Source organism: Mesorhizobium sp. B2-5-13 (genome assembly GCF_006440535.1).
GTDB lineage: Bacteria > Pseudomonadota > Alphaproteobacteria > Rhizobiales > Rhizobiaceae > Mesorhizobium > Mesorhizobium salmacidum.
In genome coordinates this window covers 128,535-142,299 of the sequence record NZ_VFUI01000006.1, presented here as the reverse complement: position 1 = coordinate 142,299, position 13,765 = coordinate 128,535, and the positions used below count along the sequence as shown (strand labels likewise).

General features: G+C 65.5%; 8 protein-coding genes and 2 pseudogenes. 7 read left to right on the top strand and 3 right to left on the bottom strand.

Annotated features, from left to right (window positions below; genetic code table 11):
* The first annotated feature begins 162 nt into the window (after positions 1–162).
* On the top strand, positions 163–570 hold the full coding sequence (locus FJ434_RS12820; protein ID WP_140747433.1) for an SH3 domain-containing protein: 408 nt from the start codon (positions 163–165) through the stop codon (positions 568–570).
* A gap of 212 nt (positions 571–782) precedes the next feature.
* Positions 783–1,988, top strand: coding sequence for an MFS transporter (locus FJ434_RS12815; protein WP_140747430.1), 1,206 nt, complete (start codon positions 783–785; stop codon positions 1,986–1,988).
* A 24-nt stretch (positions 1,989–2,012) separates the two neighbouring features.
* On the opposite strand, the gene FJ434_RS12810 is transcribed toward FJ434_RS12815, so the two are convergent.
* Positions 2,013–3,485, bottom strand: coding sequence for an MATE family efflux transporter (locus FJ434_RS12810; RefSeq protein WP_140747427.1), 1,473 nt, complete (start codon positions 3,483–3,485; stop codon positions 2,013–2,015).
* A 177-nt stretch (positions 3,486–3,662) separates the two neighbouring features.
* Between FJ434_RS12810 and FJ434_RS12805 the strand changes: the two are divergent.
* Positions 3,663–4,416 (top strand): annotated as a pseudogene (locus tag FJ434_RS12805) (L,D-transpeptidase).
* A gap of 56 nt (positions 4,417–4,472) precedes the next feature.
* Here the strand turns inward: FJ434_RS12805 and FJ434_RS12800 are convergent.
* Positions 4,473–5,942 (bottom strand): esterase-like activity of phytase family protein, encoded by a 1,470-nt coding sequence (locus tag FJ434_RS12800; protein ID WP_140747424.1) that lies wholly within the window; start codon positions 5,940–5,942, stop codon positions 4,473–4,475.
* Positions 5,943–6,173: 231 nt separating this feature from the next.
* Here FJ434_RS12800 and FJ434_RS12795 point away from each other — a divergent pair.
* The 3 genes and pseudogenes from FJ434_RS12795 to FJ434_RS12785 form a co-directional block, all read left to right on the top strand.
* Positions 6,174–6,353, top strand: a pseudogene (locus FJ434_RS12795) (glycine cleavage T C-terminal barrel domain-containing protein); the annotation flags it as partial.
* Between the two features lie 13 nt (positions 6,354–6,366).
* Entirely contained in the window at positions 6,367–7,920 is a 1,554-nt protein-coding gene (locus FJ434_RS12790; RefSeq protein ID WP_140747421.1) for a trimethylamine methyltransferase family protein, read from the top strand.
* A 124-nt stretch (positions 7,921–8,044) separates the two neighbouring features.
* Positions 8,045–8,359 carry a hypothetical protein gene (locus FJ434_RS12785; protein ID WP_015317239.1) on the top strand — a complete coding sequence of 105 codons (315 nt, stop codon included), beginning with the start codon at positions 8,045–8,047 and terminating at the stop codon, positions 8,357–8,359.
* A 31-nt stretch (positions 8,360–8,390) separates the two neighbouring features.
* On the opposite strand, the gene FJ434_RS12780 is transcribed toward FJ434_RS12785, so the two are convergent.
* The gene (locus FJ434_RS12780; RefSeq protein WP_140747418.1) at positions 8,391–11,180 is read right to left on the bottom strand and encodes a UvrD-helicase domain-containing protein; all 2,790 of its coding nucleotides are present in this window, start codon (positions 11,178–11,180) and stop codon (positions 8,391–8,393) included.
* A 258-nt stretch (positions 11,181–11,438) separates the two neighbouring features.
* On the opposite strand from FJ434_RS12780, the gene FJ434_RS12775 reads away from it, so the two are divergent.
* Entirely contained in the window at positions 11,439–13,754 is a 2,316-nt protein-coding gene (locus FJ434_RS12775; RefSeq protein WP_140747415.1) for a glucose/quinate/shikimate family membrane-bound PQQ-dependent dehydrogenase, read from the top strand.
* The last annotated feature ends 11 nt before the right edge of the window (positions 13,755–13,765 follow it).

The window sequence follows — 13,765 nt, the reverse complement described above, 5'->3', positions numbered from 1 at the left end:
GTGAGGAAAACTCCTCACTATATCAGGGGAAACTTCCACGCAGGAACGGTGATCGTGGTGATCGGCCCTGGCAGCTTGTTGACTTTTCTTGCCGCGGCCTCTCCCGTTGCGATGCTGTCCCGGCCGAAGCGGTCGAACGGCCGGCACTCGATGGAGGGACCGATGAGATTTCGATTTCTGCTTGCGATAGCGACCATTCTGGACGCCGTCTTCGGGACGTCCGCCGCTGCCTTCGCCTACGGCGCCCATACCACGACCAGCCTCAACGTGCGTACCGGGCCTGGCGCGGAATACGCCAAGGTCGGGACGCTGCCGGCCGGCTTCCGGGTTGACGTGACCGGCTGCCAGCCTGGCTGGTGCAGGATCCATGGCGGCGGTGTCAGCGGCTGGGCCAGCTCCGGCTATCTCTCGCGGGCCCAAGTCGTGCATCCGCCGGTTATCATCGTAGGCGCGCCGCATCGGCCGCCATACTGGCACCACCGGCCTCATCACCGTCCTCCGCACCACCGCCCGCCGCACAAGCCGCGTCCCGGCAAGTGCAAGATCGCGCCCGGTTTTTCCTGCAAGTAGGCCCGGTTTCCTGCAAATAGACTGATTGCGTCTGATACGGCACAAGGGGTGCCGTGATGGATCGGGGCCGCTGGCCCCGATCCGCATTTGTGCGTTCATCGGCCTGGTCAGGCAAGGCCCACCGTGGTGTCAGGAGCGTGGCCGTTCACTGGAACGCCGGCGGGAAGGGCGCGTTGACGTCGCGATCCCTGAAACTGATGACGAGGTTGGCCATGGCCTTTCGTGATTTGGCGCAAACTCAGAACGAGGCCGTCGACGTCCTCGCGATCCCGACTGTCGCGGCGATGATCGCGGTGCTGTTTGCCGGCAGCACGGCGCTGACGCCGCTCTATATCATCTACAAGCAGCAGTTCGGCTTTTCGCAGATCACCTTGACGCTGATCTACGCGGTCTATGTTGTCGGCAATCTCGGCGCCCTGCTGGTGTTCGGTGGCGTGTCGGATGTTGTCGGGCGCCGGCCCGCAGCGCTGGCGGCGATGATCGTGGCCATTGTCAGCGCGCTTATCTTCCTGTTCGCCGGAAATGTCGTCTCGCTCGACGTGGCGCGCATCCTGAGCGGGCTTGGCATCGGCGTTGGCGCCGGAACGGGAACCGCATGGATTGCCGAGCTTCTCCCCGCCGCCGATAAATCGCGTGCCAGCGTCATCACCACCAGCACCAATTTCCTCGGTCTCGGTTTCGGGTCGCTGATATCGGGACTGTTGGCTCAATACGAGCCCTGGCCCCTGCGGCTGGTGTTCATCGTCTATCTCATGGCACTCGCGGTGGTGGCGGTCCTGGTCTGGCGTACCCGTGAAACGGTGGCGAAGCCGGGTGGCCTCGAGCGGATTTCGATGCGGCCGCGCCTCTCCGTGCCTCAGAAGATACGCACGCGCTTCGTCGCGCCGGCGGTGACCGGTTTCGGCGCGATGGCGCTGGTCGGCTTCTATGCCGCGTTGGCGCCGAGCATCCTCGCGCAGCAGCTGCACGAAACGAACCATGCCGTTGCCGGCGCGCTGTTCTTCGAACTGGCGATCGTCGCGGCGGCCAGCATCGTGGCGCTGATGCGGGTGCAGAGCAGCAAGGCCATGCTGGCCGCTCTGGCCTTGATGATCCCAAGCGTGTTGCTGGTGGTGGCTGCGCAGATTCTGGCCTCGATGGCACTGATGATCGTGGCGACGGCCTGCTGCGGTGTCGTGGCCGCGCTTGGCTACCGAGGCGGCCTGCAGGTGGTGAACGAGATCGCGCCACAGGATCGCCGTGCCGAAGTGGTGTCGAGCTTCTTCGTCTGCTGCTTTGTCGGCAACGCCTTGCCTGTCATCGGCATCGGCGTCGTGTCGACCTATGCCAGCCCCGTCGACGCGAGCCTGGCCTTCGCGGCCATGATCATCGTGTTCGCGCTGGTGGCGCTCGCCTTCGGGCTCCGACAGAGGCGCTGAAACCGCCGCGCCAGCACGTGCGCTTCAGCCGTTCGGCGTTTCAGGTGCCATGTTCGCGCGCTGGCGCGGCACGCCGAGCCCGGTGTCGGGCGGTTCGCCGGCAGCCGGCCTGTTCTCGATCATGTGCAAGGTGCGCCAGCCGCCGAACCGGTAGTAGGCCGCCGCCAGGACCAGCGAGGCGATCGAGCCGGCCGGGAAACTCCACCACAGCGCTTCCTCGCCGATCACGCCGCGCATGTAATAGGCAAAGCCGGTGCGCACGATGAGCACCGAGATCACCAGGATGATCAGCGGCGGCATCACGGCACCCGTGGCGCGCACCGTGGCGAACAGCACGATGGTGATGCCGAACAGGATGAACGACCAGGATGCTACGGTGTTGATGTGGGCGGCGATATCGATCGCGGCGCTGTCACTGCTCAGGAACAGGCCCAGGATCGAGCGGTCGAAGACCCATAGCAGCGCGACGAGGGCGCCGGTCAGGACGAGGTTGAAGCCGACGCCGGAGGCGGCAACGCGGCCGATCCGGTCCCAGCGGCCGGCGCCGACATTCTGCGCCGCCATGGAAGAAACCGCGGCGCCGATGGCGAGCGCCGGCATCTGGATGTAGGTCCAGAGCTGCGCGGCGATGCCGTAGGCGGCGGCGACTTGCGAACCATAGGAATTGACGATGCCCATCACCGTCAGTGCCGCCGCCGAGATGACGATCATCTGCAGGCCCATCGGCACCCCCTTGAAGACGACGATGCGCAGCAGCGCCGGATCCGGGCGCAGCAGGGCGAGATTTGTGCCGGCCAGCCGCAACGGATGCTTGCGCGCGTAGAGCACGACGAGGATGGCGATAACGCTCACGGTCTGGCCGATCAGCGTCGAGGTGGCGGAACCGGCGATGCCGAGTTCGGGAAACGGGCCGATGCCGCGGATGAGCAGGGGATTGAGCACGATGTCGAGCACGACCGCCAGCGCCATGAAGATGAAGGGCGTGCGGGAATCGCCGGCGCCACGCAGCACGGTCATGACGAAGGACAGAAGGTTCATCATCGGCACGGCGACGAAGATGATGCGCAGGTAGGAGCGTGCGAGCGGCAAGGCGTCGGCCGGCGTGCCAAGCGCGCCCAGGATGGCGTCGACCCAGATCCAGCCGCAAACCGCGAAGACCACCGAAACGAGGAAGAAGAAAGTGGCGCTGGTGCCGACGATGCGGCGTGCCTCGGGCAGGTCGCGGGCGCCGACCGACTGCGCCACCAAGATGGTGGCCGCCATGCCAATGCCGAACACCGTGCCGAGGATCAGGAACAGGACGAGGTTGGCGTTGGAGGTCGCCGTCAGCGCCGATTCGCCGAGGAAGCGGCCAACCCAGACGGCATTGACCGAGCCGTTCAGCGATTGCAGCACGTTGGAGCCGAGCACCGGCAAGGCGAAGAGCAGCAGCGTGCGTGGGATCGGGCCGCTGGTCAGGTCGCCGGTGCGCCGACGCGCGGGCATTTTTTCGTTCATGGCCGACAAAGCCTATCTCGAGTCCGGTGCGCGATGATTGCAGATTCAACCCGACAGGTCGATGCGGGGGCGCGAACGGTCCACGGTGCTCACGCCATGATCCATCCTGTTCTCAAAGTTTGCGGAATGGGATATTGATCCCATGCGCGTTGGACCGCGTTTCTCACCGGGGGGTTCATGTCCGATATTCCGCTTGTTGCTGAGCGCCTGAGCCGGCGCGCGTTTCTTGGCGCGTCCGCTTTGGGCTGCGCTTCCGTCCTTCTCTCGGCGTGCACCACGACCGATGTGGCGCCGCCGGCAGTGGCGCCGGTCCCGCCGTCGGCTGCGCCAAGCGAGCCGGCTGTCGGCGATACCGCAACCATGTATGCGGCGCGCACCGACGAGGGTTATCAACTGCCGGCCATCCCGGTTGCCAAGCTCGATCCGAAGTTCGTGCGCCAGATCGTGGCCGATCCGACCGGAGAGAAGCCTGGCACGATCGTCGTCGATGTTTCCGAGCATCTCCTCTATCTGGTGCGCGACGGCGGAAAGGCCATCCGCTACGGCGTCAGCCTCGGCAAGGCCGGTTTCGGATGGACCGGCAGCGCCGTGGTCCAGGCGCGCAAGAAGTGGCCGGTGTGGACGCCGCCGCCCGAAATGATCCAGCGCCGGCCGGAACTGGCGAAATACAAGGACGGCATGCCGCCCGGATCGCAGAGCCCGCTGGGCGCCCGCGCGCTCTATCTTTTCCGCGACGGCAAGGACACGATGTACCGGCTGCGTGCGCTTCATGAATCGGGACATCATCGACCTCTACAGCCGCGTCAACGGCCCCGCCCAGGTCTTCGTGCGGCCCAACCTGTCTGCCGGCGGCAAGATCATGGCCGTGTCAAGCAGGACGGCCGAGCCAATCGATGCGGGCGTGCCGAAGGACGCCGAGTTCTTGAAGTAAGCCTTCACGACCTGCACAGGCGGACGCGCCAGGCGCGCCCGCTTGTGCGGTGATCGTTACTTCTTGCCGAGACCCGGCAGCGTGACCTGATAGACCAGGAACATGGTGTCGACATCGGCGCCGTCATCGGCCTTGTAGGGCGCGCCGACCTGGAAGCCGTCCTGGGCGAGGAAGTCGTTGTCGTTGCCGACGAACAGGAAATAGTCGTCGGGCAGCTTCGGATCGAGGACGCTGGCGACCGACATCGCTTCCCATTTCTCCGAAAGCTCGTTGTGGTCCTTCGCCCCACCATTGTGCAGGCCGAAGCGGCCAAGCTGGGCGGCGTCATTGATATCGATGAACGGCGTCAGCTTGGCCGGCGTCACCGAGGGATCGAGCACGCCCTTGGGCGCTACCGGCTTGTCGGCCACGTCGAAGGCGCTGCCCGCGATGTCGGTCGCGCCGGACACGTCGACGATGTTGATCTGACGGTAGAGCGACGCGTCACCCTTCTTCAGGCCCTGGCCGTTGCCGCTGTCGCGCGCCAGCATCAGGAAGGATGTGTCCGAAAGCGCCACGATCTCGCTCTGCGCGGCGACCTTGGTCTTGCCTTTGGCATCCTTGAACATCGGCAGCGGCACGACGTATTCATGCGCGAGCTTCAGATGGGCGAGGTCGGAGGCATCGTAAACCAACGCCCGGGTGTTCTGGCGCGTCGAGGGTGAATCGCCGCCGTCCTGCCTCGGCGCCGACTGCAGCACGGCGATCAGGAACTTGCCGTCCGGCGTCATCGCCATGCCTTCGAGGCCCTGGTTGTTCTGGCGCCCGGTTTCGGGATCCTTCGGATCAGGGTCGGCGGCACCCGGACCGGGATTGTCGGAGGAGAAGTTCGGCGTTCCCTTGCGCATCGGCACGAGGGCTGCCGGCGGCTGGGTCGCCGACATCAGGCGGCCTTGCGCGGAGAACCTGTAGATGTTGGGGCCGTACTCGTCGGAGATGAACATCGAACCGTCGGGCAGCCGCACGATGGCCTCATTGTCGAGAGCGAGCTTGCCGTTGGTGGCGACGGGCAACATCGGCATGTCGCCGGCGGCAGGGCGTACATCCGACAGCGGATCGAGGCCGGTGGCATCGGCGCCCTTGTCGTCGGTGAGAAGCATGGTGTCGGCAAGCGTCGCCTTGACGCCCGTCTGCTCCTGGCCGGCGGCGGGAGCCGCACCCGGTGCGACAGGCGTGAACTCGATGCCGATGGTGTTGAGGCGCGGCCGGTAGTCGGTGGTGCCAGCGACATTGTAGCCACGGTCGGGCAGGAGCCAGAGCGATCCCTTGTAGGTGCCGGCATCTTGCGTCCAGCCTGTAGTGTCGATTGCCATGCCGGAGCCCGAGCCGAAGGTCTCGCCGAACTTGTCGCGCTGAGCAGCCGGCATGCGGCCGACGCCGACCAGGCCCTTGTTGATGTAGGCCACGCCGTCGGCAAGCGCCGGTGTCAGGGCGGTGAACAAGGCCAGCGCGACGCCGAGCGAGGCGGTTCGGTGCGGGTGTTTCATGGACAATCCTCTTTGTGACGAGCATGCCGGAGCGGCCGAAGGACAAAAACGGAAAGAGGTGCCGCATCGACGATGCCGCGCGAGCCTCCCCAAAAGCGATCTAAGGCGTGAACATGATGCTTGCGTGACAGTGCGCGATGCCGGTCCGCCAGCGTATTGGACATTTATGTCTAGTACATATAGGGTGCCGGCTTCGAACTGACCGGAAGGGAAGCCTTGAGGCCGCCGCGCGGCTTCGTCACCTCGGGCGGATTTGGCTACACGATCAAGAGCGTCGCGCTGGCGTTGGTGGACGACGATTTCGCCGGGGAGGGGACGCAGCTTTGCGTGCACATTGTCGGCGTCAAACGGACGGCGCGGGTCATCGCGGCCTCGCCCCACGATCCCCAGGGCAAGGCGATGCGGCAATGAGGAGGAGTTTCTGATGGTCGATGACGCTGCACGGGATACGAGGCGCGAACGCCGGCGCGGACGCATGGGCGAGGCCGGCAGCGAATCAAGCCGCAAGCCCAATTACCGCTCGCTGAAGAATCCATTCCTGCCGCAGCCGATCTTTTCCGACGACCAGGTGGCGTCGATCCACGACACGGCGCTGCGCGTGCTGGAAGAATTGGGCATCAAGGTGCTGCTGCCTGAGGCGCGCGAAGTGCTCGCCCGCGCCGGCGCCCTGGTCGATCCCGACACCGACATGGTGCGCATCGGCCGCGACATGGTGGTGGCAGCCCTAGCCTCGGCGCCGCGATCGATCCACGCCAATGCAGGCGCGCGTGCTCGTGATCTGTCGCTCGAACTGGGCTCGATGACGTTCCTGGCGGGCTCCGGCGCGCCCAACATCACCGATCTCGACCGCGGCCGGCGCCCCGGAACGCTGGTCGCCTTCGAGGAGCTCATCAAGCTGGTGCAGCATTTCGATGTCTTGCACATGCTGGGACCGTGCATCGAACCGCAGGATATCGACAATCATTTTCGCCATTATGCCGTCAATCGGGCGCAGCTGACACTGTCCGACAAGTTCCCATTCGTGTTCGCGCGCGGCACGCCGCAGGTCGATGACAGTTTCGAGATGATCAGGCTGGCCCGCGGGCTGTCCGAGGACGAGTTCCGCTCGGGCGCGCATTGCTACACCGTCATCAACACCAACTCGCCGCGCCAGCTCGATGTTCCCATGGCGCAAGGTATCATCGACTTCGCCAAGGCGGGCCAGGTCCTGATCATCACGCCGTTCTGCCTGGCCGGTGCGATGGCGCCGATTACGGTGGCCGGCGCCTTGACGCTGCAGCATGCCGAAGCGCTGGCCGGGCTGACGCTGGCGCAGATCGTGCGGCCGGGCGCGCCGGTGGTCTACGGTTCCTTCTCCTCCAATGTCGACATGAAATCGGGCGCACCGGCCTTCGGCACGCCGGAGCACGTCAAGGCCACACTGGGTGCAGGCCAATTGGCGCGCTTCACCGGTCTGCCCTGGCGCTCGGGCGGCGGCAGCGCTGCCAACATTTCGGACGCGCAGGCCGCGCACGAGACACAGTTCGCGCTGTGGGGCTCGGTGCTTTCGGGCGCCACCGTCTGCATCCATGCGGCCGGCTGGCTGGAAGGGGGCTTGAGTGTTTCCCTGGAAAAGCTGGTCACCGACATCGAAGCGCTGCAGACGGTCGCGGAACTTTGTACCGCGACGCCCGGCGACGACGACGCAATCGGCTTCGAGGCCATCGCCGAAGTGCAGCCGGGCGGCCATTTCTTCTCGGCCAGCCACACCATGGCACGCTACCGCACCGCCTTCTACGAGCCGCTGGTGGCCGACTGGTCGAATTTCGGCAACTGGACGCAAAGCGGCTCGAAGACCGCGACCGAACGCGCCACCGGCATCTGGAAGCGCATCCTTGCCGATTTCGAGCCGCCGGCCGCGGCCGCCGCAACGTCAGGCGTGCTGGACGCGTTCATCGCGCGGCGGACGGAAGAGGGCGGCGCGGCGCCAGTGTCGTGAGATAGTTCGCGGATCCATCATCCCGAATTGTGGCCGTGGTCCCGGAACCCGCGGCGCGTCCCACGCATTCATGGGTGCGGGCCAACGCCTGGCTCCATCCGCGAGCCGTTGAGGGGAGGACGACATGGGTTTCGACCAGTATCACGAACCGCCGGAAGAACTGTCGCAGGAAGTGCGGACCTTTGCCCGCATGATCACCTCGCTGATCGAGGAGGCGGAAGCGATCAGCTGGTACGAACAGCGCATGTCGGTCGAGAAGAACCCACAGGCCAAGGCGATCATGAAGAACGCGCAGAGCGAGGAGTTCAAGCATTTCGGCATGGACCTCGAATTCCTGCTGCGCCAGAAGACGGATTGGCGCGTGGAATTGAAGGAAATCCTGTTTACGACGGGGGATATCGTGAAGGCCGGGGAGCGGGGCGAGAAGAAGGTGGATTGAGGCGGGACGTCAGTCTTCGAGGCTGGCAGCCTCACACCGGCAGGACAAACCCGTCCAGCACGCGTTTCTGGCCGGCCTTGTCGAAGTCGATGGTCAGCTTGTTGCCCTCGATGGCTGAAATATTGCCGTTGCCGAATTTCTGGTGGAAGACGCGGTCGCCGACGCTGAAGGCGGACGGCGTGTCGGAGACGGATTTGGCGACCAGTTCGCCGTCGATGGTGCGGCCCTTGACGCTGGTGCGGCCGGCGCCGTAGCCGGAGTCTGTTTCGCCATAGCCGATGCGTTCGACCTGATGGCCCGAACGCGTGCCCCAGTTGCGGTCGGTCGCTTCGGTGCGGTTGGCCTGTGCGCGCTGCCAGCCAGGCGTCGAATAGGTGTTGGAGAAGGCGCCGGACTTTTCCCCGCCGCCCGAATTGCCGCCAATATTGTCGAAGCGCGAGGCGCCATACGGGTTCTGTCTTCCTGCCCCTTGGCCGCCGCCACGGCCGGACGCGAACGAGCCGCCGCCATAGGGATTGCCGTAGCCGCCGTAGGAATTGCCGGCTTCCGCGACCTCGACATGGGCTTCCGGCAATTCCTCGAGGAAGCGTGACGGGATGGTCGATTGCCAGAGCCCGTGGATGAGGCGGTTGGAGACGAACCAGATATGCAGGTTCTTCTTGGCCCGCGTCAGGCCGACATAGGCGAGCCGCCGCTCTTCCTCCAGGCCTGAGCGGCCGCCTTCGTCCAGCGCGCGCTGGTGGGGAAAGAGGCCTTCCTCCCAGCCGGGCAGGAAGACGGTCTCGAATTCGAGGCCCTTGGCCGAGTGCAGCGTCATGATGGAAACGGCATCGAGCCCTGCATTCTGCTCGGCATCCATCACCAGCGCGACATGTTCGAGGAAGGAGCGCAGCGATTCATACTCCTCCATGGAACGGATCAGTTCCTTGAGGTTCTCGAGCCGCCCGGGGGCTTCGGCCGAGCGGTCGTTCTTCCACATGTCGGTGTAGCCGCTCTCCTCGAGAATGGTCTCGGCGAGTTCGGTGTGCGGCGTGGTTTCCAGCGCCTTTTGCCAGCGTTCGAAATTGGCCGCGACCTCGCGCAGCGCGGCGCGCGGTTTCGGCTTCAGCTCGTCGCTTTCGGCGAGCGTTCCCGCCGCCTCCAGCATCGGGATGCGCAAGCCGCGGGCCGTGTCGTGGATCTGGCGGATGGTCGCTTCGCCCAAGCCGCGCTTGGGCACATTGACGATGCGCTCGAAGGCGAGGTCGTCGGTGCTGTTGGCGACGACCCGGAAGAAGGCCAGCGCGTCGCGGATTTCCATGCGCTCGTAAAAACGCGGACCGCCGATGACGCGGTAGTTAAGGCCGAGCGTGATGAAGCGGTCCTCGAAGGCGCGCATCTGGAAGGACGCGCGGACAAGGATCGCCATGTCGTTCAAATCATGCTTCTGGCGCTGGTAGGCCTCGATGGTCTCGCCGATGGCGCGGGCTTCCTCCTCCGAATCCCAGGCGGCGTGGACGTTGACCTTGCCGTCCTCGGGATCGTTGCGATCGGTGAACAGCGTCTTGCCGAAACGGCCCTCATTGTAGGCGATGAGATGGGAGGCGGCGCCCAGTATGTGCGCGGTCGAGCGGTAATTGCGCTCCAGCCGGATGATGGTGGCGCCCGGAAAATCCTTGTCGAAGCGCAGGATGTTGTCGACCTCGGCACCGCGCCAGCCATAGATCGACTGGTCGTCATCGCCGACACAGCAGATGTTTACTTTGTTTTCGCTCACGGGCTGTTCCGCGCCTGCCGGCGCGGGCCCTCCGCGGGGGCCTCGCAACGGCTCGGACGCCCGGTCGGGCTTGCGGCCTTCGGCCGAAGCAGCCGATCCATGGCTATGCTCCAGTGGGTCTTCTTCAGGCGCTGGAGGCCTATAGCGCCCTGCTTCTGTTCTGTCGATGACTGACGAATTGGACGCGGTGGGAGCGCGACCGCCCGGAGAACCACTCCTTGGCGCTTCGGGCCTCTGCGCCAGAAGCCGCAGCCACATGTATTGGGCGGTGTTGGTGTCCTGGTATTCGTCGACGAGGATGTATTTGAAGCGCCGGTGATAGTCCCTCAGCACATCGGGATTGGCGCGGAAGATGCGGATCGGGTGGCAGAGCAGGTCGCCGAAGTCGCAGGCGTTCAGTGTCTGCAGCCGCTCCTGATAGGCCTTGTAGAGCTCGCGGCCCTTGCCGTTTGCGAAGCTGCGCGCATCGCCCTCGGCGATGTCGGCCGGGCCCTGGCCCTTGTTCTTCCAGCCGTCAATCATCTGGGCGAACTGTTTCGCGGGCCAGCGCTTGTCGTCCAGGCCGTCGGCCTGGATCAGCTGCTTGATCAAGCGCACGACGTCGTCTGTGTCGAGGATGGTGAAGTCGGATCTCAGGCCGGCAAGCTCGGCGTGGCGGCGCAGCAGCTTCACGCCGATCGAGTGGAAGGTGCCGAGCCACGGCATGCCCTCGACATTGCCTTCGCCGATCAGGATGCCGATGCGCTGCTTCATCTCGCGCGCGGCCTTGTTCGTGAAGGTCACGGCCAGGATCTGCGAGGGAAAGGCCCTGCCGGTGGCGAGGATGTGGGCGATGCGGGTGGTCAGCACGCGGGTCTTGCCGGTGCCGGCGCCGGCCAGCACCAGAACCGGCCCTTCGGTGGTCTCCACCGCCAGCCGCTGCTCGGGATTCAAGCCCCTGAGATAGTCAGGCGCATTGTTTTGGCCGCCGCGGGCAGCCATGGCGCGCGCGGCAATGCCCGACGGGGCCGTGGGCCGCGCATCGGGTTCGTCGAAAAAGGGCATGTCTTCGGAAAAGCCGGACATCGCCCCCGAATGTAGTGATTCGGTAGCGAAAGACCAGAACTGTCTACGTTTTGTTCCGGTAAAGTGCCTGATACGGCCGCTTGAGCGACATGGCGGCCGGCGTTGTGAACAACCTCAGGCGGAAGAAGGTTGCTGCCGCGGACCCATGACCTATGCTTGACAGGCGCGGCGGTCGGGAGAAAGTTGCGCAGGGGGCGGCACACAATGCCGGGTTGCCCAAGGCCGCCTCATGCGCGCAACAGTCGAAGGAGTATCATCTTGGCTGTCACCATCGCCTCCCTCGTCCTCTTCCTCATAGGCCTGGCACTTGGCGCCGGCGGCATCTGGTTAGCTTCGCTGGGCGGCAGCTGGTACTACATCATTGTCGGTCTAGCCTTCCTGATCACCGCCTGGCTGCTCTACCGGCGCCGTTCCACGGCGCTCTGGCTCTATGCGGCGATCGTGATCGGCACCCTGGCCTGGGCGGTATGGGAAACCGGCTTCGACTGGTGGGAGCTCGGCCCGCGCGGCGGCATCATCGTGCTGGTGGCGCTGTGGCTGCTGACGCCGTGGGCGCGGCGCGGCCTTGCCGGTCCGGACGGTCGCGCGCCTCTGATCCTTGCCGTGCTGGCATCGCTGGCGGTGGCCGGCTATTCGATGACCACGGACCCGAAGGACATCGGCGGCGCGCTCGACACCGACAAGGTGATCCCCAACGCCAATCTCGGCGGCGATGTGCCCGCGGGCGAATGGCACTATTACGGGCGCACCCAGTTCGGCCAGCGCTATTCGCCGCTCGACCAGATCACGCCCGACAATGTCGCCAATCTGCAGCCGGCCTGGACCTACCGCACCGGTGACGTGAAGGGCCCGGACGATGTCGGCGAGACCACCTACCAGGTGACACCGCTTAAAATTGGCGACACGCTCTATATCTGCACGCCGCACAACTTCGCCATCGCCGTCGATGCGGCGACCGGCAAGGAGAAGTGGCGCTACGATCCCAAGGTCAAGCTCGACAAGGACCGCCAGCACCAGACCTGCCGTGGCGTTTCCTATTATGCCGATGCCGCGGGCGCCGCCGGTCAGCCCTGCGCTGCGCGCGTCTACCTGCCGACCTCGGATGCCCGGCTGATCGCGCTCGACGCCGCCAACGGGCAGGTTTGCCCGGCCTTCGCCGAGGGCGGCACGCTCAATTTGTTGGCCAACATGCCGTATCCGAAGTCGGGCTACTACTACTCGACTTCGGCGCCGCTGATCGCGGGCGGCAAGATCATCGTCGGCGGCGCGGTCAACGACAATTATTCGACGCAGGAGCCGTCCGGCGTCATCCGCGCCTATGATGCGAGCACCGGTAAACTGCTGTGGAACTGGGATTCCGGCAATCCGGACCAGACGACGCCGCTGCCGGCCGACCAGACCTACACCGCCAACTCGCCGAACATGTGGTCGACGCCGAGCGCCGACGACAAGCTCGGCCTGCTCTACGTGCCGCTCGGCAACCAGACACCGGACCAGCTCGGCATGGGCCGCAGCGCCAATGTCGAGAAATTCTCCTCCTCGATCACCGCGCTCGACCTCAACACCGGGCAGTTGAAATGGGTGCGCCAGACCGTGCACCATGACCTCTGGGACATGGACGTGCCGGCGCAGCCGAGCCTGATCGACATCACCAAGGCTGACGGCTCCGTCGTGCCCGCCCTCGTCGGGCCGACCAAGCAGGGCGACCTCTATGTGCTCGACCGGCGCACCGGCGAGCCGGTCATCCCCGTCAAGGACGTGCCAGCGCCGGGCGGCGCCATCGGAGGAGATCACACATCGCCGACGCAGCCGGCATCCGACCTTTCCTTCAGCCCGCCGCCGCTGACCGAGGCCGATATGTGGGGCATCACCATGTTCGACCAACTGGCCTGCCGGATCGCGCTCCATAAATTGCGCTATGAAGGCCGCTACACGCCGCCCTCGCTGCAGGGATCGCTGGTCTACCCCGGCAATTTCGGCACTTTCAACTGGGGCGGCGTGGCGGTTGATCCGGTGCGGCAGGTGATGTTCGGCATGCCGACTTATCTCGCCTTCACGTCCAGGCTGATCCCCCGCGCCGACGTGCCGCCGCCGGGCGATACCAAGGGCAGCGAGCAGGGGCTGAACCGCAATGACGGCGCGCCCTATGCGGTGGTGATGGGACCGTTCCTATCGCCGCTCGGCATTCCGTGCCAGGCGCCGCCCTGGGGCTATGTCGCTGGCGTCGATCTTCGGACCGGTACCATTGCCTACAAGCACCGCAACGGTACCGTCTACGACATGACGCCACTGCCGTTGCCGCTGAAGGTCGGGGTGCCCGGCATTGGCGGACCGATGATCACGGCCGGCGGTGTTGCCTTCCTGGGTGCCGCCGTCGACGACTATCTGCGCGCCTACGACCTGACATCGGGCAAGCAGCTCTGGCGGGCGCGGCTGCCGGCCGGGGGGCAATCGACGCCGATGACCTATACGGTCGCCGACGGGCGGCAGTTCGTGGTCATCGTCGCCGGCGGCCACGGCTCGGTCGGCACCAAGCCGGGCGATTATGTGATGGCCTACGCGCTGCCGAAATAGGCGGTGCCGGG

Coding starts and splice junctions, on each gene's coding strand:
- FJ434_RS12820 (WP_140747433.1), top strand. CDS start 163: ATGAGATTTCGATTTCTGCTTGCGATAGCGACCATTCTGGACGCCGTC.
- FJ434_RS12815 (WP_140747430.1), top strand. CDS start 783: ATGGCCTTTCGTGATTTGGCGCAAACTCAGAACGAGGCCGTCGACGTC.
- FJ434_RS12810 (WP_140747427.1), bottom strand. CDS start 3,485: ATGAACGAAAAAATGCCCGCGCGTCGGCGCACCGGCGACCTGACCAGC.
- FJ434_RS12800 (WP_140747424.1), bottom strand. CDS start 5,942: ATGAAACACCCGCACCGAACCGCCTCGCTCGGCGTCGCGCTGGCCTTG.
- FJ434_RS12790 (WP_140747421.1), top strand. CDS start 6,367: ATGGTCGATGACGCTGCACGGGATACGAGGCGCGAACGCCGGCGCGGA.
- FJ434_RS12785 (WP_015317239.1), top strand. CDS start 8,045: ATGGGTTTCGACCAGTATCACGAACCGCCGGAAGAACTGTCGCAGGAA.
- FJ434_RS12780 (WP_140747418.1), bottom strand. CDS start 11,180: ATGTCCGGCTTTTCCGAAGACATGCCCTTTTTCGACGAACCCGATGCG.